The sequence below is a fragment of the Paenarthrobacter sp. NPDC056912 genome (genome assembly GCF_042786555.1).
Taxonomy (GTDB): Bacteria; Actinomycetota; Actinomycetes; order Actinomycetales; family Micrococcaceae; genus Arthrobacter.
On record NZ_JBHUCD010000014.1, the window covers coordinates 70,126 to 95,575 of the forward strand.

A 25,450-nucleotide genomic window follows, 5' to 3' on the forward strand; every position below is an offset into this window, starting at 1 on the left:
GAACCCCTTCCGGAAGATCCGGAAGGGGTTCTTTTTGCTTTGCCGGGTCCTAGCCGACTACCAGCAGCAAATCGCCGCCTTGGACCTGCCCCACCGCGGGAATGGCAAGGCGTGAGACCGTGCCTGCCACCGGCGTCGTGATGGACGCTTCCATCTTCATGGCCTCAATGGTGGCCACGGTGTCTCCGACGTTCACCACATCGCCCACCTTGACGGCGACAGTGACAGCGCCGGCGAACGGCGCCGCAACCTGGCCCGGTTGTGCGGGGTCGGCCTTTTCTGCGGCCTTGACGTTGCTGACCACGGAGCGGTCGCGGACTACCACCGGTCGGGACTGCCCGTTCAGCGTGCACATGACCGTGCGCATGCCCTTCTCGTCGGCCTCGGACACGGCCTCGAGCTGGGCAATCAGGCGGACGCCCTTTTCCAGTTCGATGACATGCTCCGCACCGCGCTGCAGGCCGTAGAGGTAGTCGCGAGTGTCGAGCACGGAGATGTTGCCGTAGGTGTCAACGCTCTTGAGGTAGTCCTTGGTGGGACCCGCAAAGAGCAAGCGGTTGAGCGTGTGCTGGCGGGTCTTGGAATCACCCTTGAGCGCTGCGCTGTCCTCGGCACTGATCTGGACGTCGCGCACCTTGATGCTGCGGCCCTGCAGGGCCTTGGTGCGGAAGGGCTCAGGCCAACCTCCGGGAGGATCACCGAGTTCCCCGGAGAGGAAGCCGATGACGGAGTCCGGGATGTCGTAGTTCTGCGGGTTCTCGTTGAAGTCCGCCGGGTCGGCATTGAGTCCCACGAGATGCAGGGCCAGGTCGCCCACCACCTTGGAAGACGGTGTCACCTTGACCAGGCGGCCCAGGATGCGGTCGGCAGCGGTGTACATGTCCTCAATGGCTTCGAACTGCTCCCCCAGCCCCAGCGCGATGGCCTGTTGGCGAAGGTTGGACAGCTGGCCACCCGGGATTTCGTGCTGGTACACCCGTCCCGTGGGACCCGGGAGCCCGGACTCGAAGGGTGCGTAGACACGTCGAACGGCTTCCCAATACGGTTCCATGGCGCCCACGTGGGCCAGGCTGAGGCCCGTGTCGCGCGGGGTGTTGGCCAAGGCAGCGACCAAGGCAGAAGCCGCGGGCTGGCTGGTGGTACCGGCCAACGAAGCCGAAGCGACGTCGACGGCGTCCACACCTGCGTCGACGGCCGCCAGGAGGGTGGCGAGCTGGCCGCCTGCGGTGTCGTGCGTGTGCAGGTGAACCGGCAGGTCGAAACGCTCCCTCAAAGCCGTGACCAGCTTCGCGGCAGCGGCAGGACGCAACAGTCCGGCCATGTCCTTGATGGCAAGGATGTGCGCACCGGCGTCGACGATCTTCTGGGCAAGCTCCAGGTAGTAGTCGAGGGTGTACAGATCCTCCTTGGGATCCAGGAGGTTGCCGGTGTAGCACAGCGCCACCTCTGCAACGGCGGTTCCGGTTGCACGCACCGCACGGATGGCCGGGGCCATCTGGTTGACGTCGTTGAGGGCGTCGAAGATGCGGAAGATGTCGATGCCCGTGGCCGCTGCTTCGCTGACGAAAGCCTCAGTCACTTCTTCCGGGTACGGCGTGTAGCCAACGGTGTTGCGTCCACGGAGGAGCATCTGGAGGCAAGTGTTGGGCAGTGCCTGGCGCAGTGCGGCCAAGCGGTCCCACGGATCCTCACCCAGGAAGCGCAGTGCGACGTCGTACGTAGCCCCGCCCCAGGCTTCCACGGAGAGCAGCTCAGGCATCAATGCCGTTACAGCCGGACCAGCCGCAACGAGGTCGCGGGTACGGACGCGGGTGGCCAGGAGCGATTGGTGGGCGTCCCGGAACGTCGTATCCGTGACGGCCACTGCCTGCTGCTCACGCAGTGCCTTGGCGAAGCCCTCAGGCCCGAGCTCAATCAACTTCTGCCGCGAGCCGGAGGTCGGAACCGGACCGTCGACTTCGGGCAGCTTGCTCGCGGGGTCGGAGTGGACCGTGAGTTCGCCGTTCGGCTTGTTGACGGTGACGTCCGCCAGCCAGGTGATCAGCTTTGTGCCGCGGTCTGCCGAGATGTGCGACTTGAGGAGCTCGGGGCGCTTGTCGATGAAGTCCGTGGCCACGTTGCCGGCGTTGAAGTCCGGATCGGCGAGAACGGCCTGCAGGAAGGGGATGTTGGTAGACACGCCGCGGATGCGGAACTCAGCCAACCCACGGCGTGCACGTGCCACGGCGGCCGGGTAGTCACGGCCACGGCAGGTCAGCTTCACCAGCATGGAGTCGAAGTGCGGGCTGATCTCGGCACCGGAGTAGACCGTACCGCCGTCGAGCCGTACACCAGCGCCACCTGCGGAACGGTAGCCGGTGATCTTTCCGACGTCCGGGCGGAATCCGTTGGCCGGATCCTCGGTGGTGATACGGCACTGCAGCGCAGCGCCCTTGATCGAGACGCTGTCCTGGCTAAGGCCGAGGTCGGCAAGGGTCTCACCGGAGGCAATGCGCATCTGCGCCTGAACGAGGTCGACATCCGTGATCTCTTCGGTCACGGTGTGCTCAACCTGGATACGGGGGTTCATTTCGATGAAGACGTGTTGTCCGGCTCGTTCGCCCTCGGTGTCGACGAGGAACTCGACGGTTCCGGCATTGACGTAGTTCAAGGCCTTCGCGAAGGCAACGGCATCCCGGTACAGCGCCTGGCGGATGTTCTCATCCAGGTTGGGAGCGGGGGCAATTTCAATCACCTTCTGGTGGCGGCGCTGCAGCGAACAGTCACGCTCGAACAGGTGAATGACGTTGCCTTCGGCGTCAGCGAGAATCTGCACTTCAATGTGGCGCGGCCGCAGCACTGCCTGCTCAAGGAACATGGTGGGGTCACCGAATGCCGCGTCAGCCTCACGCATGGCGGACTGCAGCGCTTCGGGGAGGGCTTCGCGTGTCTCGACACGACGCATGCCACGTCCGCCGCCGCCGGCAACAGCCTTGGCGAAAATCGGGAAGCCGATCTCGTCCGCAGCTGCAATCAGCTCATCGAGGTCCTTGGACGGCTGGCTCGACTTCAGGACCGGGACACCGGCCTTGCGTGCGGCTTCGAGGGCGGCAACTTTGTTGCCGGCAAGTTCCAGGACCTCGGCGGGCGGACCAACGAACGTTATTCCGGCCGCTTTAGCGGCACGGGCGAGGTCCGGGTTCTCCGAGAGGAACCCGTACCCGGGGTAAATGGCGTCAGCGCCGGCTTCCTTGGCGACGCGGACAACCTCCTCGACATCCAGGTAGGCCCGAACGGGATGGCCTACTTCGCCGATGAGGTAAGCCTCGTTGGCCTTCTGCCGGTGGATCGAGTTGCGGTCCTCGTGCGGAAAGACGGCCACGGTTTTGGCGCCCAGCTCGTAACCAGCGCGAAACGCCCTGATCGCGATCTCGCCGCGATTGGCCACCAGAATTTTCGAAAACATGCTTCTCCTGCATCATTGCGGGTGGATCGGTCGGTGGTCACAGTGTGTAGTGCCGCCAGCATCAAACACAAATCTTTGTGGCAACCATCACAAAGGAATCGTCATGTGGACTGTATATGCGTGCGCGCGATCCGCCAGCGTGCTATTGCCACCCCTCTCCCAAGCCTCGGGCGCGTAGAAAGCGGGAATCGACGGTCATGCACCATATGATGTTGAGGGGGCTTCGGCAAGCCCCGGCTCCGGCGCTTCCGGAGCCGAATCAGCGCGATACGGCAACCGGCGTTAGGTTTTGGGTTTTCAAGTGCAAGTAGTCAGCATCAGCAGCCTCAAAGGTGGAGTGGGAAAAACGTCCGTGACCACCGGTCTGGCGTCCGCGGCCCTTGCGGCCGGTATTCCCACCCTGGTGGTGGACCTCGATCCCCATGCCGACGCCACCACGGCACTCGGCGTGCAGCCCGACGAACAGTTGGACATCGGGCGCATGCTGAAAAGCCCCAGAAAAGCCAGGCTCCACGACAATGTGGCCAGCAGCAGTTGGGTCTCCAACGGCTCCAGCGACGGCACTCTTGACGTCGCGGTGGGTTCGGCATTCACGGGAATCTATGACCGGCCGGACCTTGGCCGCCGCGATCTTCGCAGATTGTCCGCCGTGCTGGCCGGAACCACCAACTACGAACTGGTCCTGGTGGACTGCCCGCCGTCCCTCAACGGGCTGACTCGCATGGCGTGGAGCGCCAGTGACCGCGTGGTCCTCGTTGCCGAACCGGGACTGTTCTCAGTGGCGGGCACCGAGCGCACCATGCGGGCCATTCAGCTGTTCCGGCAGGAGTTCGCCCCCAACCTTGCCCCGGCCGGGATCGTCGCCAACCGCGTGCGCACGGGATCGTCGGAACATACGTTCCGCCTGGCCGAAATGGAGTCCATGTTCGGGGATCTCTTGCTGACGCCACACATTCCGGAGCAAGCCAACTGGCAGCAGATCCAGGGAGCGGCGCACTCAGTGCATCATTGGCCCGGGGACTCAGCCAAGAACTCCGCCAAACTGTTTGATGCCCTGCTGCAGAGCTTGCTGGGCAGCCAGCCCGCCGTACGGGACCGCCGCCAGCGCTGAGGTAGAAGTTAAACAATGAAGCCCCGCCCATACTGGGACGGGGCTTCATTCAATTGGTATGAATTCTGTGGGCCGGCGTTCTAGCCGATACGACGCGCTACGCGCCGCTTGGTCAATTCGTCGTCCGGAAAGGACTGCTCTGCGGCGTGCTCGCTCGGAAGTGCGGCAAGGCTTCCCTCGACTTCCCTCCACACACGTCCAACGGCAATGCCGAAAACGCCCTGACCACCTTGAACGAGATCAATGACTTCGTCAGCGGACGTACATTCGTAGACGCTGGCGCCATCGCTCATGAGCGTAATCTGTGCAAGGTCCTCAACGCCGCGCTCACGAAGGTGCTCAACGGCGGTGCGGATCTGCTGCAGGGACACTCCCGTATCCAGCAGGCGCTTTACCACCTTGAGGACCAGGATGTCGCGGAAGCCGTAGAGCCGCTGGGATCCTGAGCCCGCAGCACCGCGGACAGCAGGTTCAACGAGGCCGGTGCGCGCCCAGTAGTCCAACTGGCGGTACGTGATTCCTGCGGCCTTGCACGCAGTAGGACCACGGTAGCCCGCGTCCTCGTCCAGCACAGGAAGGTCCTCCGTGAAGAGCAAACCTTGGGCGCCGGATGCGGGCGCAGCAATGCCGGTCGAGGCCTGCTTCAGCTCGCCTGCTTCGCCTTTCGGACTCACGTGACCTCCTTGTTCTCAGTTCCCTTGGGGACGGTGCATACCCTGATCACAACGCCGAAATGCAGCAGTGTAATTCCCGCAAGGCCGCACTTTCCAGTGTGACTTGCGCAGGCAGTGTATGCAACGGGAACTTGATACCTTCGACGTTAGGCCTGTGAGGCTTCGAGGTCAAAGACCTTGGCACCAAATTCGGGTCGTGTCGAAACTTTCACCCTCAACTTTAGGCTTAGGGTGTATCAGCCTTCGAAATCCTCGGGTTCCACGTCGTCCAGGAACTCACGGAAGCGGCGCATTTCGCGCTCTTCGTCCACAGTTGGATCCGGCTCCGAGTCCTCGCCTTCATCGTGCTCGGTGATCCGGACACCAGCTTCTTCCATCACGGCGTCAGCGCACCAGATGCGGCATTTGGCCCGCAGCGCAAGGGCCAGGGCGTCCGAAGCGCGTGAACTCACTACCGTGCCGTCGTCGAATTGCAGCTGTCCGTAGAAGATGTTGTCCTCGACGGCCACGATGTTAACGCTGATGATCGAATGGCCCAGCGACTCAACAACGTCCACCAGGAGGTCATGGGTCATGGGCCGTGGCGGAACCACACCCTGCTGCGCCAAGGCGATGGCGCTGGCCTCGGGAGTTCCAATCCAGATGGGAACATGCCGCTCCCCGTTGATCTCACGCAAGAGGACCAACGGCTGGTTGGACGGCAGTTCGATCCGGACGCCGACGATTTCGACTTCTATCATCAGGTGTCCATCCGTGCGATGCGGTCGTGGACAAGCGCCCTGTGCAGCGTGAGGCAGAGTTCGCTGATCTCACGGGCGGCTTCGGCAGCCCGTGCCTGGGATGCGGCGTCCCGCCGGGATGTCAGCGCGGCAACAGCCCTTTCAACCAAGCCGAACTCGCGTTCAGCTGCTGCTTGGAAGGGGCGCAAATGCCTGGGCTCCAGGCCATGTCCCTCCAGCTGAACGCAGGCGCGCGCCACTTGCAGTGCGTGTTCGTCAAACTTCCCGCCAATGTGGCTGATGAGCCCAAAACTCAGGAGGGACTCCAGCAAAGTAACACTGGCACCCGACTCGGCACGCAGCTGTTCCTCCGTCAGGGCGCGTGCGCGTCCCTGCACCTCCGCAGCCATCTCAGCGGAGACCACCCTGGGCGACACCGTCACCCCAGGCGGCAGGTTCTCCGGCCGCTCTCCCCTGTCAATGGCGTCCAGGTAGTCCTTGATGACCTTCAGCGGCAGATATTGATCACGTTGGAGCCCCAGGACAAACCGGAGCCGCTCGACGTCGCTGTCAGCGTACTGCCTGTAGCCGGCGGGGGTCCGCTTCGGATTGATGAGTCCCTTTTCCTCAAGGAAGCGAATCTTGGACGCAGACATACCAGGGAAGTCATCGCTCAACTGGGCGAGGACTTCCCCGATGTTCAGGATCTGCGGTCCGCGACGGTCCGGCTGGGCCATAGCCACAGGCAGATACCCGGGGGTCAGACCTGGCCTGCTGCGCGTGCAGGGCTCAGGTAGTAGGTCAACCGGAATTTACCGATCTGGACCTCATTGCCGCTCTTCAACTGCACGCGGTCCACGCGATCGTGGTTGACATAGGTGCCATTGAGGCTGCCCATGTCCACGAGTTCGAAACCGGACGCGGAGCGGATGAACTGGACGTGTTTGCGGGACACCGTGACGTCGTCAAGGAAAATGTCAGCATCCGGGTGCCGTCCGGCGGTGGTGGTGTCCGCATCCAGAAGGAACCGAGCGCCTGCATTCGGGCCGCTGTGGGCTATGAGCAAGGCCGAGTCCGGGGGAAGGGCATCCACGGATGCGCGTTCCTCGGGTGCCAGCTTGGGCGCAATGCTCGGCTCGTCCCACGTTGGCGTGATGCTGATCGAGGTGGTCTCCGACGTAGGCTGTTCCTCCGCGCCGTTCCCGACATTGGCTTGGTTCTGTTCGCCGCCAACCATGGAATTTCCTCCTCATCCGCCGGCAGTTCCAAACCCTGCCGGCCACTTCCGCATCCCGGTACCGCCGGGCAAATCGGTTCCTGGCCCGCCGCCCGACTTCCCCTCGCGGAGGAATTCAGCCTGGCGGGCCAGATAACTTTAGCCTACCTGTTGTTCGTACTCCGATGCACTGAGCAGGGATTCCACCGCATCAGCTTCGGCGAGCTTTACTTCAATAAGCCAGCCTTCGCCGTACGGGTCCGAGTTAATAAGGGCAGGATCGGAGTCCAGGGCATCATTGCGGCTGACTACCTCGCCTGCCACGGGTGCATAAATATCGGAGACACTCTTGGTGGATTCAACCTCACCAACAACCTCGTTGCCCTTGACCTTGGTGCCGGGTTCGGGCATCTGGGCATAGACGACGTCGCCCAAGGCATCCTGGGCGAAGTCGGTGATACCAACGCGCACCACGCCGTCCGCATCGGGAGCGGATACCCATTCGTGTTCTGCGGTATAGGAAAGATCTTCTGGAATATTGCTCATGGGTGGCCTTTCATCGGGACATTTACGAACCTCGACGGCGGCCCGCTCGTTCGGCCACCGCTGAAAGTATAGGCACAATTACCCCTGCGCCCGATGGGGTCTCTGCAATGATTGACCCATGACTGAACAAGCACAAGTACCGGCTCAGAAAAAGCGCAATTGGGGCGTCAAAATTATCCTGATCCTGGTGGCCCTGCTTGTCGCCGTGGCGGCCTACTTCATTCTCGGCGCAATTCTTCCCCGCTGGTGGGCCGACACCATCGCCGGACAGATCCGGCGGGATCTGGGTGCCAGCATCCTGGTAGGCATGTTCTACGGGTTCGTGTTCACTTTCATTCCACTGCTGGTGGCGTGGCAGGCAACACGCAAGGCCGTCACTTGGCCGTGGAAGATCGCCATACTGCTGGTGGCTGTCGCCCTCGCCACGCCCAACCTCTTGACGGCCGGCATCGTCTTCGGCTCTACCGAATCAGCCCACGCCGGCCAGCGCACGTTGAGTGTAGACGCCGGGTTCTTCACTACCTGGACCGCCGTCTCAGCAATCGCGGCCCTGGTCATCTTTATTGGTGTGACCGTCCTCTGGGCCGTCTGGCGGAGGCGGGGAAAGCAGATGAAGGCGCTGAAGCAGGCCGAGACCGAGCGCACCGCAACAGCCAAGCGGACTGAGCATGAGGCACGGGATACAACACCCAACCCCTAGCCCGGCGCTGGACCAGCATCACATAACAAGAAAACCCGCCACGGGAAACTCGCGGCGGGTTTTTCCTGTTCGGTCATCAATCGTTAAGCGACGGTCGCCTCGCGGGGTGAGTGATCGACGTCGGGCGTTGCAGCAGGTGCCGCAGCTCCCCCGCCCCTGGCGGCTGCTGCAGCCACCAGCATGACCAGCAACGCCGCAACCGTAATGGCGGCCCCGGCCCAGATGGGCGAGGTGTAGCCAAGGCCGGCAGTGATGGTGACGCCACCAAGCCAGGCCCCCAAGGCATTTCCGAGGTTGAAGGCTCCGATGTTCGCGCCCGACGCCAGGGTTGGAGCAGTCGAGGCAAAGTGCATGACCCGCATTTGCAGGCCGGGGACGGTAGCGAACCCGAATCCACCCATGAGCGCCAGGGACACGAGCGTGGCGATGCTGTTGGAGGCGGTCAGGGCGAAGAAGACAAGAACCACTACCAAGCCCGCCAGAATGACAATCAAGGATTTGTCCAAGGCTTTGTCGGCCGCCTTGCCACCCAGGAAGTTGCCGACGAACAGGCCACCGCCAAAGAGCACCAAGAGCCACGGCACGGCGCTGGACTCGAATCCGGACACCTCGGTCAAAGTAAAGGCGATGTAGGTGAAGGCGCCGAACATTCCCCCGAAGCCGAGGACAGTTACGACGATCGAAAGCCACACTTGTCCCGACTTGAACGCACCCAGTTCACTCCGGAGGCCCTTGGTGGGCTCAGTGCTTGCCTTCGGAACCATGAGCGCGATGCCTAGCAACGCCACCACACCAATAGCGGTGATTGCCCAGAACGTGGAGCGCCAGCCGAAGTTTTGGCCGAGAAGGGTTCCGAACGGCACACCCAGGACGTTGGCGGCAGTCAACCCGGTGAACATGATGGCGATTGCCCCCGCCTTCTTGTGGGCGGGAACCAGGCTGGCAGCGACCACGGACCCGATGCCGAAGAACGCGCCATGGCACAGCGCGGCAACAATGCGGCCGATGAGCATCGCAGTGTAGTTGTCGGCTATCGCGGACAAGAAGTTGCCCGCTATGAAGAGGACAAGCAGTCCGACGAGGACCGGCTTACGCGGCAACCTGGTGACAGCGGCTGTTACCAGGAGGGCACCGACGGTAACGCTGAGGGCATAGCCGGAAATGAACCAGCCTGCCGAGGCTTCGCTGACCTGGAAGTCGGCAGCAACCTCCGGCAAGAGGCCCATGATCACGAATTCGGTCAGTCCGATGCCGAATCCGCCGAGGGCAAGGGCAATCAACCCTGCGGGCATGTGGAGCTCCTTAATGGTTGGTTCCCACCGAAAGTGGAAGTGCGCCGCCGGGAACCGTAGAATAATAGTTGCAGACGCTCTATATATAGTTGCACACGCTAGGTACTTGCGCAAGCAACTACTTTTGGATGCGTCTCCGTCCATCCAGGAACAAGGCAGGAGCACAGCACGCATGGGCATCAAGGATGACGCCGTCGAGGTAAGGGCGCAGGGGTGGCGCACCCTTGCGGCGCTGCACGGAAGCATCGAGGCAGAACTGGAAAAGGCGCTGCAGGCCGCCAGTGACCTGTCTGTGGTTGAGTACACGGTGCTGGATGCGCTGAGCCGCCAGGATGGCTGGCACATGCGGATGCAGCAACTGGCCCGGGCCACCGCTCTTTCCAGCAGCGCCACCACTCGTCTGGTCAATCGCCTCGAGGACCGGGGGCTGCTCACCCGGATTTTGTGCGCCGATGACCGCCGCGGCATCTACACCGAGCTCACGGTCGCCGGCCAGAAGCTGCTGGTGGCCGCCAAGCCGGTCCATGACGAGACCTTGGCGTCGGCGCTCGATGCAGCCGGGTCCGTGCCTGAGCTTGAGCCTCTGGTGAGGGCCCTCGGCGCACTGCAGGAGGTCTAAGCGAATCCCGGGCCCTGTTCGGATAGTCCGGCGTTATACGGCGGGCGAAACGAACAAGCCCGGGAGCGCGCCAAACCCTTAACGACCAAAGGCCGGAACCCCCGCGTTTCCGCGTGATTCCGGCCTTCATGGTCGAGGTGCTAGCACGTTACTCGAACCGGGCCAGCTTCAAAATAGATAAGCTCAACATCATCCGCGACGCCCTGGACCGTATCGATGCAGGGAAGCTCCGCCGTCCTCTGGCCAAGCATCCTCGCCCGACCCATCGCTACCGCCTCACCGATCGGTTCACGCCCGACGAACTCAATCAGCTGGTTGCTCGCTACCAAGCCGGCGAGATGAGCACAGCTCTGGCCAAAGAGAGTGGCATCGCCAAGACCTCACTTCTTCGCTTACTTAAAGAAAAGGGAGTCGATACTCGAACACCAGGCCTCACCGACATCCAGAAGCATGACATCCTCCACCTTCGGAAGCAGGGCCTCGGTATCCGCACGATTGCCAACCGGCTCGGCTGCGCCTATGGGACGACGCGGTTGTTCCTCCTAGCGCAGAGCAAGGACTAGGTCATTGGGTGCCGACGCTTGTACAAAATGAAAAGAGCCCGCACCTCCAGCGGTCGGAGCACGGCCTGCTTGACCTGGGCGCGGACGAATGGCTTTCAACCTCGGAGGGTTGGGCTCTTTTCGTTCCGCGAAGTGCGGGCTAGGAGGTGACTGACTCCAGTTGGTGCCAGGAGAAGCTGGACGGCCCTGAGTAGCGGAAGTCCTCCTGTTTTGCGCGTGAACGGTGCAGAAGTGGGTGCCACCCAAGAATCCCGGAACGCGAATCACGCGAACCCAATCGGCCTCCTTCCCACAGGCTTCACTTTCACACTTCGGTCCATCACTCTCGATGGTGCGGAGTGTGGTGTCGACTGGCTCGATGGTCCAGTATGAGGAGATGCGATCCTCGAACTGCTTGACCGCTGCGAGGTACTGCTCATACTGATCACCTCCAGCCGGGACGAATATCGTCAACTCGATTGTCTCTTCTTGACGAGGAAGATACCGCGCCTTGTTGATGACTATCCAGCGGCCATTGCTCTTCTCGAAAACAGAGGCTGCGGCCTGCCTAAGAAGCGATTCGAGTACTGCAGATCGCATACTATTGCTGTCGACTTTCGATCTGAATGCCATACGCTGGTACGACACGTCGTATCCCACTACCTGCTCCATGTGCTTCACCTTCTCTCGTTATCAGCAAGCAATCGCCTGACTGCCTGCAGGGTGCAGGGATCTGGGCTCGAAGAAGCCAGGATCCCTACACCGTCAAAAGAGGTGGTGACTAGGAATAGTTATGAACCAAGAGGTCGATCTTTGCAAGCATAAGCGTAGGCAACTGCTAAGCTCTCGGAGCTGTGTATCGCAATCGAACACTCACTCGAGACATTAACCTTTAATTTGCTCGATATCTATGTGATACTTATCAGCGAAAGTCTTTAGCAATACATCGAGCGATTCTTCTATGAGTTGAGTCTGCCTTAAAAAGTCGCTGCGACTCAAGCTTGTATCAACGCCCATTCGGTGAATAATATCATGACGGTACTTGATGAGATCATCCAAGCGCCGCCATAAAGACTCCTCGGGTGTGGTTGTCGATAGGGTCAGTGGTTGCTTGACATCTACTGCGAGCCACTTCCTAAAGGCTTTTCTGACATTGCGTAGATCCTGAAATGAAATGCTGTCTGCAATTGATTCCTCGGTGATGTTCTCGCTCGATGCACCTACAGCGATTGCTTCTCGTCGAAAATCTTCAACCTTGTCCTGTGCGGTTGAATCGTACTTAAGTGCAATGATAAATGTATTTTTGAGATAAAACTCGAGCATGGATATAAGGAAGGGTACAAGTGCATTGTAGATAACTCGAGTCGGATCAAGGGAGCTAAGTATGTTGTCCAGTTCTGTATCGCCTTTTCCGAGGTCTAGCTCGTTAGGTAGCGCATATGAAACTGAACCGATGTTGCCATGAGTCATCCTGTAGACCCACGCAAAACCTCGGCTTATTGGAGTTGAGGTGTCTTCCCAAAGTGGCGCATACCTATTTTTGCCATAATCTCCGAATATGTCACCACCAAACTTCTTACGTCCCGTGCGAAGAATTTTGTTTAACATCTCCACATCATGCCAGGAGGCGGAGTAGGTGTTCCGTACGTGTATTGCCCACTCGCTATGACTTAAGCTTCGTTCGCTGTCTCGAACTGGGAATATTGTTATCTCTACGCCGGCAGTGGACATGTAATCCGTATCATCAAACCAGAAAAAATGCTTCGTGCCTCTTGGCCAATCCCACAGATGACTGCTCGTTTGTATCTTGTCGAATGACTTAATGAGAGATACTAAGTCAGCCTTGCTTGCATTCTTAGGGTATAACCTCAAGTCTCTTCCCATGGTTGCTCACTCGGCCACTTCTTCGGACATGGGGTGACGCGGAAAAAGCTCGATCAACTCATCCAGCACTTCCGGTTCGGACGCGGCAGCATTGATGAGCTCGTTTATCTTCAGATCAATCAGGTCGCCATCGTCTGATACATCCACAAATTCTCCGAAGTCGGTTGCGACTTTGAGCGCAGCGGCTCGGGACAGCCCAGCATCCTGCAATGCGATGGCGACGGTGTTGGAAGTTCCATACTCCACGAGACTAGCTAGGTTGATGCCCGCATCTTCCTCGCCGACCGCCAGCCGGGCCAACTCATAGTGATTCTGTAGGTAGCGCATGATCTTGAAGCGAAGACCGACCTCGATGTCGAGAAGAGTCTCCTCGATCACCAGGTTGATGTGTCGAGGATCAGACTTGACGAAGGGTTCAGTCGTATAGGTCGTCTCGGACTCGAAATCGCGGAAGGTTATCTCGCCGTTCCTCTCGTAGTAGCGGATCGAGCCCTTGATGATTTGATTGAGGGGCTTTCCGCTAGTCCAGTTCCGCGTGAGGTTGGCCCAGTATCGCAACCTGGCTGTGATTGGATCCGCTGAAGTTTTCCACTTAGGAACCAGGGAGTCTGAGCCAACTGACTCTTGCCCGTTCCAGTCATACTCGGAATAGAGGCGCAACAGAACACTGAGATAGGTGGAGGTTTTGGTTAGGTCTGCGTCGGTAGGTACTAGCCGAGCGGAAGCTGGGTCCGCCTTCATACGATTCCACACACCATCCTGTGAAATAGAGGGGATGTCGGGCGTGCTCCGAAGAATGTCCGGAGGTACTGCTACCGAAAGTGACACCTTCTTCAGGATGTCTTTCGCGTTGGGGATCCGATCGATGAAGTAGTCCTTCAGTGGAGAGGACTGTCCGTCGAGCTCGTGCAACGTGAGGATAGAAGCGTACTGTTGTGTCGCCTTGCGGGCTTCCTCTGACCGTCCTTTGGGTAAGGGTTTGCCGGTCAAGATTCGCTCGATGTCGGTGAACTCCTTCTTCCGACCTTTGCGTGGGTTTACTAGGAAACTCTCAGCCCTATGGGTTCCCGACCCGCGGATTAGCTCCCGAGTCGTTCCATGCCACGCCGATGCCCTATCGCGTATGCAAATAACGTTGCCCGAGAAGTCGTAAGTCAGCCGACCTGCGCGTCCAATCAGGTTCTCGAAATCGAGCCGCGTAAGCATCTTCAGGCCGTGTCGATCACTCAGCACGAAAATGTTCTTTGCGGGGAGGTTCACCCCTTCCAGCAGCGTTGACGTGCAGAACACAAATTGGAGTGGCGAGTTGACGAGAGAAAACAGTTCTTCAATTTTATCTCGCAAGTCCTGGGGCATCCTGCCGTGATGAAATGCCACGCCCTTCTTCAAGCATCGGATGAGGTAGTAGTCCTCATGAACATTTTCCGCAGCGAAGGTAGCGAGAGCGTCGAGTCGCGGGTCGGTTTTGTCCGGAAGACTCTCGGCAAACTCACAAGCGCCCGTAACCGTACCGCGGGCACTGTTGATGTATACGATGCTCTGATTGGAGCGAGACAGCTCGCGTACCACGTCAAACTTGTTAGACCACTGGGGAGGAACCGGGTACTCGTTGTCCGCGGTACCAAAGTGCTGCTCGAAGTGGCTCACTTTCCGATCAACGAAGTCCACAAGATAACGCCTCTGGCTCACAGTACGTTCGGGGACGGCTACGGAACCCTCCGAGGACTTCTGAAACAGCTGCAGGAAGATTTCAGGATTGTCGATGTTTGGGGAAGCGAAGATAAGCTTCGTGGCAAACTTTCGAAGCGTTTCATTAATCGCGTGATAGTAGAGCGGGCTTCTAGTGTCGTGTTCTGAAATTACCTTCTGGGCTTCGTCAACGAACAGATAGTCGATCTCTCTTGGTGCCTCAGGGAGATAGCTTAGTAGCCGTTCCGGCGTGAAGACGAAGACCGTGCGGGAAAACTGCTTCCTAAGGAAATAGGACAATTGAGGGTGGGGAGAGACATGCACGTCCGGTAGGTCGGCCAGAACATCCCGAAGGTCAGCCACCGTTTGCGTGATGAGCGCTTTTGTCGGTACGAGCACCACGATGGAACGATTTGCGATTTCGGGCTTTTGAACTAGGCCATACAGTGTGTCCTTGATGATAAAGGATTTGCCAAGCGATGTTGGCCCGGAAAAGCTGAAGAAGCTGGCTCCTTCCAAGCTGCGAACTATGGTCGCTTGCGCGTCTGTGAATACCGCGTCGCCCTGACTTGTCTCTTGGATTGCATGCTTGAGGGCTCTAGTCACCTCCTTGGACTGTGGAGGTACCAACTCGAGCTCGCTTCGGCGCCTGAGAGTCTTTATCGCCGGAAAGTTGCCAAGCTCAATCATGATGGCTTCAGTAAAGCCGCTCACTGTCGCTTCCAAGTCGGGGTCCAGAGTGTCAGTAGCAAGGAGCTCGTGCAGGAGAGCGATGACCGTATACGAGAGCTCCCTATGTAGGGGAAACTCGGAGTGGGAGAGGATGTCGGCGAATCGCAGCAGCCGTGGCACGTCGAGTTCTTCCGATACTTCTGCTGAAAAGTTGCCTCCGGAGCCGAGGAGAAAGGTCTCTGCGCAAAGCCGTTCAAGCTGACGGAAACTACCAACGAAACCTTCGGACGCGACGATCCGTTCGCTGAGGCCGGTACCAATTGTCTTCGCCATCAGGCATCATCCTTGTGTTCAGCGGGTTGAGGCGAGGGTGTCTTTTTTGGGGGCTTTGGCTCTTTCCCGGAAAGCTCCTTCGCGAGAGTGAACCTAACGTCCTTAATCCCGCGTACACCCTCTTTCGTCTTTTGTTTCAAGAACGGCACCATGTAGAAGTGGAATTCGTAACCGCCCAGACCGTTGTTGGTGATCTGCTGTCGAATGTAGTCGATGCGCTCGCTGACTAGTTCTCGCGCCTTTGTTCGAATGCGGCTTTCAATTTCCTCGTGATCAAGATCGATCAGCGGCCACTCGCAGATGTCGATTTCGTATCCTAGAAATACGCCAAAGGACTTCCTGGTCTTAAGGGCCGATGAAGTGTCTGGAAGTAACACCGCTGCCAGGGCATCTACCGTCGTCTCGTCATACGCTTCCTTGAGTAAGTTGTTTTCGACGAGCCACTTGTCTGTGCTGAACCGGCCGTCTCGAAGCGTCGCCATAGAATTGAAGGCGTCCGCAATCGCGGTTTGAAGGCTAGATCCCGGCTTGCCTTTACCGTCCGAGTGCATCTTCGACTCACCAAAAATGAGTTCCAGTTCTGTGCTGGATTGACGCAGGTGTATCCCGTCGGCACCTTTCACATAATCATCATTGGCTGTCTTGAGCTCCAATTTGGATAGCAGCTTAGGGGCGACAAGATGACTTTCAAGAAAAGTGTACAGCAGCACTTCTCCGCCTTCGCCGCTCTTAAGCTCTGGAAGGCGGAACTTTTCTTTTACCTTGTTAACGATGGAGACTCGAGGATCAGCAAAATATTTGGCGGCGTTGGTCCTGGACAGGGCATAGGTAATCGATGCATCGGCCAATGACTCGTAGAGCTCGGCAAGCGCGAACTCTCCGCTATCAATCCGTAGGACGTGAAGTTGAATACCTGCCTTCTTTCCAACGATAAGAGCTTCCGGCTCGTAAAACAGCTTTGTGAAGCGGTCAATGTCGGACGATCGTAGGCTGAGCTGAAGGGGTACCGATTCTGGTATCTCGATTTCGGGAGCTGCAAGTTGCGATTCCTCCATGACTACCATTTCTCCTCTTTGAGAGGACTCTGGTTTAGGAAATCTCGACGTGCTCGCCAGTCGGGCAAAAACTGGTCCATTAACTCAGTGAAGCGCTCGTTGTGATTGCGCTCTAGAAGGTGTGTCATCTCATGGACGATGATGTATTCGAGGCAGTTCGGGTGCTTCTTGCCGAGTTCGAGATTAAACCAGATGTGTGCGGACTCGCGATTGCAGCTACCCCACTTCGTTTTCATGCGGCGCACAGTCCATTTCCCAACGTCGCGCCCAATGATCGGCTGCCACTTGGCTATGAGTTCAGGAATCTCGTGTTTAAGTGCAGCGCGGTACCATTCGTCCATTGCTTCGCGACGAGTGTCCGAAGTACTTTCTTCGGGGGCGTGCAAGGTCAGACGCTTGCCGGTGACATCAAATCGAATCCGACCAGGTTCGTTTACGACCTTTAGCCGGTATCGCTGGCCCCAAACATAGTGGGATTCTCCTGTAACCATTTCGCGTTCGGTCTGGCGCACGGCCCTGCGAAGCTGCTCACGTTGTCTCTTGATCCACGGCAGTCGCTGCACGACAGCAATCCTGATGGCATCGTCATCGAGTCGCTCAGGCGCCGCAACGCGCACCCGGCCGAGGGGAGGGTAGACGGCGATATGCAGGTTCTTGATGTTCTTATAAATGACGTCGACATCGATCCCGGAAACGGTAAGGTAGGCGCTAGTGGTACTCATTTCGGGCCTTTACCAAATCAAAGAGCTCATCGAAACGGTCGAAGTCGGCCGGTAGGACACGACGAATTGCTCGCGCCACTTCCTTCTCCTTGAACGTGTTGCCAACCCAACCGTGCGGCTTGCCGGTCATGATCGCGGTGTCGACCTGGATCGGAGTGGCCGGATCTGGCCAGCCGAAGTCGACGATGGCACGCTGCGCGCCGTTTGATGCCCAGGCAGGGTAGACAGTGTCAGACTCTTTTGAGCCAACCTTCTTGGCGTGGGCGATCAGCTGCTCAAGGTATTCCTTGTAATCGATGGCGCCCTTGCGGCGTTGCTCGATGATGGCGTCGAGAAGTGTAGACATGCTCTCGTAGTACTTAGGGTTCATCGCGTTCTCATCGATGATGACTTTGCGGATGTTGTTCGCGATGGTTTCTGCGACCGCTTCTGGATCCTTCTTGATCCCGGCAGGGAGCTTGTCGATCGCAGCCGCCCCTTGTTCAACAATCAGGTCAACGAGCCCGACATTCTGGAAGTCGACGACGACTTCAGATGCATCGGCCCGGATGTAAGTGTCGAGCAGGAATCGCATGCCGGCTTCGTATTGCTTGAAGTCGACATTCTCACCAGCACCGAGTTTCACTTCATCACGCACAGCGACGTAGTGGGTGACTTCCTTGGCAATAGCTGCAGCTTCAGTCGCACTGTATCCGGCCTCGGCCATGTCGTTGGCGATGGCTCCGTAGGTACGAACCAATGTAGCCACGGACTTGTAGAGCTCGACGCGCTTGGCTTCGTTGTTCTTGATTTGGTGGGCGTTGCCCTGTTCCGGCGCGCAGAAGTAGTGCTGATATTGAAGTGTTCCCTGGGGTGGTTCGACTGCTTCGCAGAGCGCGCGAATGCGTTCGAGGGCTTCGTCAAGGTCTTCGCGTGCTTGTTGGACGCGGTCTTTGAGCAACCCCTCGATGTCGGACTTCTCGTAACCGTCGAGTGCTCCAGACGTGTAGTCCGTGATGGCGTCTTCCAGTGAGTTGAAGAGGTCCTGATAGTCAACGATGTAGCCGTAGTCCTTGTCGTCGCCGTCGAGGCGGTTGACGCGGCAGATGGCCTGGAATAAGCCATGATCGCGCATCTTCTTGTCGATGTACAGGTATGTCGCCGCTGGCGCGTCGAAGCCGGTCAACAGCTTGTCGACAACAATCAGGAGGCGCATCTGGCCGGGCTCGTTGATGAAGCGGTCTTTGACTTCCTTTTCGAACTGCTCGATCTTCGTCACTGCTTGGTCGGCCGGCTCTTCGAAGTGATCGGCCAACATTTGCCGATAGATGTCGTATTGGCGCAGCTTTTCAGTTGCACCGTGGCCTGAATCCTCTTTGGAGATGTCGCTGGCCTGAGGGATGTAGCTCGTGACGATGGCGCACTTGCCCTTAAATCCGGCCTGGCAGAACATCTCGTAGAATTTACACGCTTGATAGATGCTGGATCCAACGAGCATGGCATTGCCCTGGTTGTCCATGAGACGCGGCCTTGTCTCCATGTCGAGCAGGATGTCATTGACGATCTGCTTGGACCGAGGCTCGGAGCTGACGACTTTTTGCATCGTGCCCCAGCGCTTCTTGAGCTCAGCCTTGGAAAGATCAGTCATGCCCTTGGTCTTTGCCTCAAACCACTGATCGATTTTGGATGATGAGATGAGATCCTGGTCGATATTGCGGGCCTCGTAGCGTAGGTCGAGTACTACGCCGTCCTCGACGGCCTCGTTGAACTTGTAGGTGTGTATGAAGCTACCGAAAGTCTCGATGCTGGTTGCTTTGTCCGCCTTCAGCAACGGGGTACCGGTGAAACCGATGAACATAGCCCCAGGCAGCAGTTGCTTCATAGCCTTGTGCATTTTGCCGGACTGGGTGCGGTGGGCTTCGTCGACAAAGACGAACAGATTGCCCTTAGCGGAGAAGCCAGCCGGGATCTTAGAGTTGAGCTCGGCGATGAAGTCGCCATCGGCGTCGTTCTGTGCTTGATCGTCATCGGCGCCGCGGAACTTGTGCACGAGCGAGCACATCAGCCAAGGATCATTACTGTTTAGCGAACGAATAAGATCGACGCCGCTCTTCGTGCGGTAGATTTCCTCATTGACACCACTGAAGACTCGCTTGATCTGATCGTCCAGTTCAGTACGGTCGGTGATAATGAGGACGCGCGCCTGGCTGTCGCCGCGCGTCTGATGTTCGCGGATCCATTTGGCCAGCCACACCATAGTGAGGGACTTGCCCGAACCTTGGGTATGCCAAATAAGGCCGCCTTCGCGCTTGGCGATGCGATCCTGAGCGGCTTTGACGCCGAAAAACTGGTTGTGGCGACAAGTTTTCTTCGTACCGCCGTCGAACACCATAAAGTCGTGGATAATTTCCAGGAATCGGTTCTTAGAACACATCTGAACGAGCGCACGATCGAGCGGCTCCTCGATGTCGGACGGCTCTTTCCATTCAAGCCAGTACTTCTCAGCTGTATCGATGACACCGTACCGCAGTCCCTCGACATCGTTGCCGGCCATGACCAGCTGCACCGTGCAAAAGAACGGACGAATGAAGTCCTTCTTCTGGTTGCCGATGTTCTGGCGGATACCTTCGGAGACAGCAACCTTTGAGCGCTTGAGTTCGATGACACCAAGCGCCAGGCCGTTGACGTAGAGAACGACATCCGGTCGTTTGGTGTGCTCACCCTTGATCGATACTTCTTCGACTACAACGAAGTGGTTCGCCTTGGGGTTGTGCCAGTCCACTAGCCAGACCGTCTCGGTCTGTTCGCCGATACCGGGCTTGACCTTCACGCCGTAGCGGAGAAGGTTGTAGACCTCGTGGTTAGCTTCGTAGAGGTTGCGGCCGCCGCCCAGCGACGCGGTCTTTTTGAACTGCTCAATGGCTTTGTTGATCAGACCGGCGTCGTAACCGCGTGCCTGCAGATTCTGCTCGAGTAGGCCGACTTCGATGTGCGAATTGTTCTCGCGGTACTCCCAGTTGCCCAAATACTCGTATCCAAGCTCACGCTGGAACAGGTTGACAACGCGGTCTTGTGTTTTACGTTCAATCTGTCCGACTGTGCTCATGATTCATTCCCCCCAAAATAACATTCAGATACGGACTTCACGCCGAAGGCTCCACCGGCTGCAATCGCGTGCGGCCCGTCAAGAGTTCTTGCATCATGCCAAGTTTCATCGACTTCGCTTTTCGGAGACGGTTATGAAGAATTTCGATCTCTCTATCTATGTCCACGAGCATGGCACCAATTCTCTGTTGGTCTGACCGGGAGTCCGGATGCGGGACCGCCAACTTTCGTAGTACTTCCATGCCCACAGACGCACGGGTGGATCCACTCATTACTTTTCCAAACTGATTCGTGACTGGGACAGTAGATAGTGTGTAATACAGGAAGTCAAAGTCAACATTTCTGGGACGGATGATACCCAAAGTAGGTGAAACTACACAGCTTCCATCCACAAGTGGTAGGCGGACTACTTTGCCGATTGACGCAACGCGACCTAGTCCAATCAAACCTTCACTTAGCCTGTATCTTGCCGCATGCTCGAGGAGTATTTCAGGTGAAACACGTCGAGCATTGTCGCTAGCAAAGCTGCCGTCTAGGTTCATGTCTCCGATTCCAACAAATGGAATTCCATTTGCATACTCGGCAGGGGCTCGATGACTAGGGTGGGGGTCAATAACGTCCGCTATCTCGGCAAGCCTTGATTTTGGCCATTCATTCTCCGTGCGGAATAGCTCATGCATCATGCCTTGTTTAACAGCTTCTTTTTTTGCAATCAAACGAAGCAGTGAATCTATCAAACCATCTGCGTCAGATAGGGCTGCGACTATGATCTTCTGTTCCGCGGGAGACGTTGGAATGACGACCGAGAGCCCGTGGAGGTCGTTTCGATTAACCCCAGGGACGCCGCTCTTTCCTTTATGCGAATCGAAATCGATTCGCTGTAGCATGTAGTAAACGAATTTCGGCTCGTTTTGGTGAAAATCTGAAACGTAGAGCGTCGTGTTCAAGGGCCAGTAATCTGATTCGGCATAGAAGACGTTGCCGATAGTCCCATATCGACCTGTCACTACGCCAGGCGCGGAAACCATCGCCTGATTGTGCCAGTCCGTAGTGCCGGAAGAGGAGATGATAGGAATATGTCCCTCAACGCGGAGGCGTCCCGGAAGGTCATACCCACGGTGAAGTGTGGCGACACTTCCCAGATCGGTAGTGGTCCAGTCCAAGGCCGCAGCCACGATTACTCCACTCCCATCGCCGCGAGGTGCTGAGCAACTCTGACGTTTAGCCGTTCAAACTCAGTCTCCAGGTCATGTACGGTCTCGTCATACCGTTCGCCGAGTTCCTTGATTCGGGCCACAAGATTGTGGGCCAGCTTTGTAATTTCACCGTCGATACCGCCGGCGATTGCCGGCTGCCATTTGGTATAAAGAACAAGCTCCTTCACATCCCGTTTTGTCAACTTGCCATATTGGACGAGGACTGTGGAATCAAGTTTGGATTGAGCGTCCTTCGTAAGCTTCCTGGCCGCTGCTTCGCCATTGTAGAGCTTGGTCAGATGTTCAAGGGCTTCAATCTCTTCCGGGTCGCCGTGCTCACGCTTGGATTCTTTGAGGCGTGTAGCGGCTAGGGCCTTGCTGATCTTGCCGTCGTCCATGGCATCGGCGAGGAGCCCCTCGTCCCCGGAGTGCTCTTCGATGTACTCGTCGATCTGGCGTGCGGCGTCGTCTGCGACGGCAGTCAACTGGTCAATGTCGGCCTGCTCCTTCGTGAAGTAGCGGTTCACGATCAAAGCGGGCGGTATGAGGTCCATCTTGTACTTGGTAGCCGACCGGCCGGCACCGACCACTAAGTCGGGTGTTTCGGAGATCTTCCGGTCTTTGTCTTCGATGGCCTTTCGTGGTTTGGCCGCATTCAGCCACCCTTCGTTCATGACCAGGAAGACGTCGTCGTGCATCGTGCTGTGCCAGTACGTCATGAGCTTTTCATAGACATCGTACTCGTCCAGGAGTGCTTTGCTTCTAAAGCGTACGAGCAGGTCGTCGCCCAGCTCGGCGATTAGATCGTTGGGCCTCGTGTTCTCGTCGATCGATTCAAGCGCCGCATGGTGAGCGGCGTACCAGGTCGCAAGTTCAACGTATGCGTTGTCAGAGAATCCGGCGAACTCCTCCGAACCCAGAATGGCCTGGTGTACGTCGCGGATATCGACGGTCAGCTTGCTATATCCGTCACGTCCTGCGCTCTTGAACAACTGCTGCCGCAGTGACGGGAACGCGTCCCAGCTGGCACTCAGGGCATCAATGTCGCGGTTCGGGATACCACCATGCAGGTGCGCATAAAGGTCCTGGATGTCTTCAGGCTCCGTGGAATCGATGTAGCGCGGGATATTGAGGTTGAAGTCATTGGCGTCACTGCCAATCTCAGAAAGCGGCACCATGCGCGAATAGCGCTCGACCTCCTGCTGCTTGGTGAAAATGTCGACGATCTTGTGCATGTCCTGGGAGCGGAGGCGGTTCTTGTTGCCTTCCTTCAGAAAGCCCTTGGAAGCGTCGATCATGAAAACCCCAGAACGTCCCTGGGCGTTCTCCTTGTCGAGCACGATAATGCAGGCGGGGATACCCGTGCCGTAGAACAGGTTGGCGGGCAGACCGATGATGCCCTTGATAAAGCCACGCTTCAGAAGCTGCTTGCGGATGTCGGCTTCCTTATTTCCGCGGAACAGAACGCCGTGAGGAAGGATAACGGCGGCTTTGCCTGTGCTTTTCATGGATTTCAGGATGTGCAGTAGGAACGCATAGTCGCCGTTCTTTTCCGGTGGCATGCCATATTCGAAGCGTCCAAACTCGTTCTCAAGTCCGTTGCTCCATGACTTAATTGAGAACGGTGGGTTGGCCACAATGAAGTCAAATGTGTCGAGCCTATCGCCGTTCGTGAACTGCGGGCTCGTGATCGTGTCGCCCTTGCGGATATCTGCGATCGCGTTGTCGTGCAGGATCATGTTCATCTTTGAGAGCGCCCAGGTCGCGTTGTCCTTTTCCTGGCCGTAAATTGACATCCCGTGGCGTGACTCGGCGGCAACCTTTAGAAGTAATGAGCCCGAACCACAGGTTGGATCGTAGACCGTCGCGGACCGTGGGGTGTCAGGATTGACGCTGATCAACTGGGCGATGACACGCGAAACTTCAGCTGGCGTATAGAACTGCCCTTTGGATTTGCCTGATTCGGTGGCGAAGTGACGCATCAGGTATTCGTAGGCATCACCGAGCAGGTCGTCGCCTTCAGCGCGTGAGCCACGGAAATCGAGTTCTTGGAAGATAGTGACTAGCTTTGAGAGCCGGTCCTGCATCTCCTTGCCCTTGCCAAGCTTTTCCTCGTCGTTGAAGTCGGCCAGGTCGATGACCTTTTGAAGATCGTTTACCTCGGCGAGTTTGGCAATAATCTTGTTGACCTTGTCGCCAATCTCCTTGTCGCCCTTGACGGCCACCATGTCGTCGAAGGATCCGCCGACAGGGACATCGATCAGAGAGTTGGGGTCAGTCTTGGCCTTATCGGAGACGTACTTCACGAACAGCATCGTGAGGATGTAGTCCTTGTATTGGCTGGCGTCCATGCCGCCACGTAGCTCGTCACAGCTCTTCCAAAGTGAGCTGTAGAGATCCGATTTCTTAAGCGCCACGGCGCGTACCCCTTGCTTTGATGCTGATTCAGTTGAAGTTGTCATGCGGCAGTCTCCAGCCACACGACGGTAGCTACTTAGTGTTGATTTCAATCTACCGGGGAGCTGCGACAAATCAGGTGAAGTCCGGCCGAGCTAGGTAGGTTTGCGGGTGGGGAGAGGCCTCAACCACGGCCCGCTAACTGGCCTAAAGTATACCACAATCGGCATATATCTAGTAGGTCCATGAGGCACTTGACTACTGTCTTATCGCCACTAGGTCGGTGGTTCCAATCGGGCAATAGACGGCGAATCCGGTCGTCGAAGCCATGGGCGCGCTTAGCCTGATTTTCGAGAGGGACGGTGCGCGGGTGCATTACGTCCTTCAATTGACGCTCAGCTGGACACTATCAGTTTGCTCACCTGGACGCCGTGCCCGCAGCTTCAACAACTACCGACTCATATGCTTGCTCTCAATAGGCGGGCACTGACTAGGAAGGAGGCCCCAACCACGCTCATCGCCGCAGGGAAGCATCTCACGGGTGGTCGCCGTCTCCCTCGGACCCTCCGCTCTCATCGCCACTGGTGTCTCCAGGGCCACCGCAGAGGAGCGCCCGAATGGCAAGGTTTCCTCGGATGAGTTCCATGGTGGCTCCTGCGGGCTTGGCCTGGTTAGCTACGCTCAGTTTATGTGTCTGGCCAGTACCAAACAATGCCACAAGTACGGCCCAACGTGATGTCCTCCCATTTCGCCTGTACCCGGTTGTGGCTCGGCGTGAGGGCTTCGCCCCGCGCCTGCGCTTGAAGGACGTTCTGAGGCGGGATGTTGTCGATACGCCAGATTTCTTCTGGGATCTCGGGCGGAGTGAAGCGGACGCTGATTGACAGCTTCCCTATTGGCACTGCCGGAGTTAGGTGGACGCGATGCACGCTACTGGGTCGCCACTGATCCCGATGGGTGAGTCGATGGGTGAGCAGCCAGGCAACCTCGAGAGGTTCTCCGAGTGGGAGTGGTGGAAAGGTAACCACAATGTCATAGCGGTAGCCGGGGACGCCGTTCTCTTCGTAGTCGCGGAGGTTCTCGATCGTGAGCTGACCTTGTCCGACGTTCTGGACTTCCGGCATCGCCCCACCCGGAGTGCGATCAGTGTACGTCTGCCGGAAATCCGTGAGTGCGGGAACGGTCGGTCGGTCGGATCGTGCGCCTTCGGATGACCGTGCGAATTTGTCCCTCAGCTCTGGCGGGATAGACGTACTCATCCTGCGCCTCGACAATCTCGTAGGTCCAGGGTGCTTTTGAGCCAACTGTGGCGATCGAAACCTCTGGGCTCTTGACGTTCTCCACAATGATGCCAGCGACGGTGGCAAGGACTTCCTCGCGTTCGACTCGTCGCACCTTTTGGTAGCTGTCTCTGAACTGATGCCTCGAGAGGTTTCCCTCCTGATGGAACATACACCCGGTAGGTACGTGCAAGCGCCACCCGGCGGTCATCTGAAGTGAGGTGCCGGGCCTCCCCGAGCCCCAACAATAGTGTGGCACGAAGCTTCAGAAGCT

General features: G+C 57.8%; 19 protein-coding genes. 4 read left to right on the forward strand and 15 right to left on the reverse strand.

The window, feature by feature from the left end:
- Positions 1-49: 49 nt before the first annotated feature.
- A complete protein-coding gene (locus ACFRJ9_RS15755; protein WP_377669725.1) occupies positions 50-3,445 on the reverse strand; it encodes a pyruvate carboxylase in 3,396 nt (1,131 codons plus the stop codon).
- Between the two features lie 301 nt (positions 3,446-3,746).
- On the opposite strand from ACFRJ9_RS15755, the gene ACFRJ9_RS15760 reads away from it, so the two are divergent.
- Positions 3,747-4,556 carry a ParA family protein gene (locus tag ACFRJ9_RS15760; protein ID WP_377669728.1) on the forward strand — a complete coding sequence of 270 codons (810 nt, stop codon included), beginning with the start codon at positions 3,747-3,749 and terminating at the stop codon, positions 4,554-4,556.
- An 80-nt stretch (positions 4,557-4,636) separates the two neighbouring features.
- Here ACFRJ9_RS15760 and ACFRJ9_RS15765 read toward each other — a convergent pair whose 3' ends face one another.
- The 5 genes from ACFRJ9_RS15765 to gcvH all read right to left on the reverse strand — a co-directional run bounded on the left by ACFRJ9_RS15765 (position 4,637) and on the right by gcvH (position 7,711).
- A complete protein-coding gene (locus ACFRJ9_RS15765; protein WP_377669730.1) occupies positions 4,637-5,230 on the reverse strand; it encodes a MerR family transcriptional regulator in 594 nt (197 codons plus the stop codon).
- 236 nt (positions 5,231-5,466) lie between these two features.
- Positions 5,467-5,970: a bifunctional nuclease family protein gene (locus ACFRJ9_RS15770; protein WP_144652820.1), complete on the reverse strand. Its 504-nt coding sequence runs from the start codon at positions 5,968-5,970 to the stop codon at positions 5,467-5,469.
- A complete protein-coding gene (locus ACFRJ9_RS15775) occupies positions 5,970-6,686 on the reverse strand; it encodes a MerR family transcriptional regulator (RefSeq protein ID WP_377669732.1) in 717 nt (238 codons plus the stop codon). Before ACFRJ9_RS15775 ends, ACFRJ9_RS15770 begins: the two co-directional genes overlap by 1 nt.
- Before the next feature lie 23 nt (positions 6,687-6,709).
- Positions 6,710-7,186, reverse strand: coding sequence for an FHA domain-containing protein (locus ACFRJ9_RS15780; RefSeq protein ID WP_377669735.1), 477 nt, complete (start codon positions 7,184-7,186; stop codon positions 6,710-6,712).
- A gap of 138 nt (positions 7,187-7,324) precedes the next feature.
- Positions 7,325-7,711 (reverse strand): glycine cleavage system protein GcvH, encoded by a 387-nt coding sequence (gene gcvH, locus ACFRJ9_RS15785; protein ID WP_377669737.1) that lies wholly within the window; start codon positions 7,709-7,711, stop codon positions 7,325-7,327.
- A gap of 118 nt (positions 7,712-7,829) precedes the next feature.
- On the opposite strand from gcvH, the gene ACFRJ9_RS15790 reads away from it, so the two are divergent.
- Positions 7,830-8,411 (forward strand): hypothetical protein, encoded by a 582-nt coding sequence (locus ACFRJ9_RS15790; RefSeq protein ID WP_377669739.1) that lies wholly within the window; start codon positions 7,830-7,832, stop codon positions 8,409-8,411.
- A gap of 83 nt (positions 8,412-8,494) precedes the next feature.
- Here ACFRJ9_RS15790 and ACFRJ9_RS15795 read toward each other — a convergent pair whose 3' ends face one another.
- On the reverse strand, positions 8,495-9,703 hold the full coding sequence (locus ACFRJ9_RS15795) for an MFS transporter (protein WP_377669741.1): 1,209 nt from the start codon (positions 9,701-9,703) through the stop codon (positions 8,495-8,497).
- A 172-nt stretch (positions 9,704-9,875) separates the two neighbouring features.
- Between ACFRJ9_RS15795 and ACFRJ9_RS15800 the strand changes: the two genes are divergently transcribed.
- Positions 9,876-10,322, forward strand: coding sequence for a MarR family winged helix-turn-helix transcriptional regulator (locus ACFRJ9_RS15800; protein ID WP_377669921.1), 447 nt, complete (start codon positions 9,876-9,878; stop codon positions 10,320-10,322).
- A 113-nt stretch (positions 10,323-10,435) separates the two neighbouring features.
- Positions 10,436-10,885 carry a hypothetical protein gene (locus ACFRJ9_RS15805; RefSeq protein WP_377669743.1) on the forward strand — a complete coding sequence of 150 codons (450 nt, stop codon included), beginning with the start codon at positions 10,436-10,438 and terminating at the stop codon, positions 10,883-10,885.
- 864 nt (positions 10,886-11,749) lie between these two features.
- Here the strand turns inward: ACFRJ9_RS15805 and ACFRJ9_RS15810 are convergent.
- The 8 genes from ACFRJ9_RS15810 to ACFRJ9_RS15845 form a co-directional block, all read right to left on the reverse strand.
- Positions 11,750-12,472, reverse strand: coding sequence for a hypothetical protein (locus tag ACFRJ9_RS15810; protein WP_377669745.1), 723 nt, complete (start codon positions 12,470-12,472; stop codon positions 11,750-11,752).
- 282 nt (positions 12,473-12,754) lie between these two features.
- The gene (locus tag ACFRJ9_RS15815; protein WP_377669747.1) at positions 12,755-15,442 is read right to left on the reverse strand and encodes a DEAD/DEAH box helicase; all 2,688 of its coding nucleotides are present in this window, start codon (positions 15,440-15,442) and stop codon (positions 12,755-12,757) included.
- On the reverse strand, positions 15,442-16,497 hold the full coding sequence (locus ACFRJ9_RS15820; protein ID WP_377669750.1) for a DUF1837 domain-containing protein: 1,056 nt from the start codon (positions 16,495-16,497) through the stop codon (positions 15,442-15,444). The genes ACFRJ9_RS15815 and ACFRJ9_RS15820 overlap by 1 nt, the downstream gene beginning before the upstream one ends.
- 2 nt (positions 16,498-16,499) lie before the next feature.
- Positions 16,500-17,219, reverse strand: a complete 720-nt coding sequence (locus tag ACFRJ9_RS15825; RefSeq protein WP_377669752.1) for a M48 family metallopeptidase — start codon at positions 17,217-17,219, stop codon at positions 16,500-16,502.
- A complete protein-coding gene (locus ACFRJ9_RS15830; RefSeq protein WP_377669754.1) occupies positions 17,206-20,304 on the reverse strand; it encodes a type I restriction endonuclease subunit R in 3,099 nt (1,032 codons plus the stop codon). The genes ACFRJ9_RS15825 and ACFRJ9_RS15830 overlap by 14 nt, the downstream gene beginning before the upstream one ends.
- A 37-nt stretch (positions 20,305-20,341) precedes the next feature.
- Positions 20,342-21,478: a restriction endonuclease subunit S gene (locus ACFRJ9_RS15835; protein WP_377669756.1), complete on the reverse strand. Its 1,137-nt coding sequence runs from the start codon at positions 21,476-21,478 to the stop codon at positions 20,342-20,344.
- 2 nt (positions 21,479-21,480) lie between these two features.
- On the reverse strand, positions 21,481-23,961 hold the full coding sequence (locus tag ACFRJ9_RS15840) for a type I restriction-modification system subunit M (RefSeq protein ID WP_377669758.1): 2,481 nt from the start codon (positions 23,959-23,961) through the stop codon (positions 21,481-21,483).
- 621 nt (positions 23,962-24,582) lie between these two features.
- Positions 24,583-25,020: a hypothetical protein gene (locus ACFRJ9_RS15845; RefSeq protein ID WP_377669760.1), complete on the reverse strand. Its 438-nt coding sequence runs from the start codon at positions 25,018-25,020 to the stop codon at positions 24,583-24,585.
- Positions 25,021-25,450 lie beyond the last annotated feature (430 nt).

Coding starts and splice junctions, on each gene's coding strand:
- ACFRJ9_RS15810 (WP_377669745.1), bottom strand. CDS start 12,472: ATGTTAAACAAAATTCTTCGCACGGGACGTAAGAAGTTTGGTGGTGAC.
- ACFRJ9_RS15840 (WP_377669758.1), bottom strand. CDS start 23,961: ATGACAACTTCAACTGAATCAGCATCAAAGCAAGGGGTACGCGCCGTG.
- ACFRJ9_RS15775 (WP_377669732.1), bottom strand. CDS start 6,686: ATGGCCCAGCCGGACCGTCGCGGACCGCAGATCCTGAACATCGGGGAA.
- ACFRJ9_RS15830 (WP_377669754.1), bottom strand. CDS start 20,304: ATGAGCACAGTCGGACAGATTGAACGTAAAACACAAGACCGCGTTGTC.
- ACFRJ9_RS15820 (WP_377669750.1), bottom strand. CDS start 16,497: ATGGAGGAATCGCAACTTGCAGCTCCCGAAATCGAGATACCAGAATCG.
- ACFRJ9_RS15800 (WP_377669921.1), top strand. CDS start 9,876: ATGGGCATCAAGGATGACGCCGTCGAGGTAAGGGCGCAGGGGTGGCGC.
- ACFRJ9_RS15825 (WP_377669752.1), bottom strand. CDS start 17,219: ATGAGTACCACTAGCGCCTACCTTACCGTTTCCGGGATCGATGTCGAC.
- gcvH (WP_377669737.1), bottom strand. CDS start 7,711: ATGAGCAATATTCCAGAAGATCTTTCCTATACCGCAGAACACGAATGG.
- ACFRJ9_RS15780 (WP_377669735.1), bottom strand. CDS start 7,186: ATGGTTGGCGGCGAACAGAACCAAGCCAATGTCGGGAACGGCGCGGAG.
- ACFRJ9_RS15770 (WP_144652820.1), bottom strand. CDS start 5,970: ATGATAGAAGTCGAAATCGTCGGCGTCCGGATCGAACTGCCGTCCAAC.
- ACFRJ9_RS15790 (WP_377669739.1), top strand. CDS start 7,830: ATGACTGAACAAGCACAAGTACCGGCTCAGAAAAAGCGCAATTGGGGC.
- ACFRJ9_RS15845 (WP_377669760.1), bottom strand. CDS start 25,020: ATGCCGGAAGTCCAGAACGTCGGACAAGGTCAGCTCACGATCGAGAAC.
- ACFRJ9_RS15815 (WP_377669747.1), bottom strand. CDS start 15,442: ATGGCGAAGACAATTGGTACCGGCCTCAGCGAACGGATCGTCGCGTCC.
- ACFRJ9_RS15755 (WP_377669725.1), bottom strand. CDS start 3,445: ATGTTTTCGAAAATTCTGGTGGCCAATCGCGGCGAGATCGCGATCAGG.
- ACFRJ9_RS15795 (WP_377669741.1), bottom strand. CDS start 9,703: ATGCCCGCAGGGTTGATTGCCCTTGCCCTCGGCGGATTCGGCATCGGA.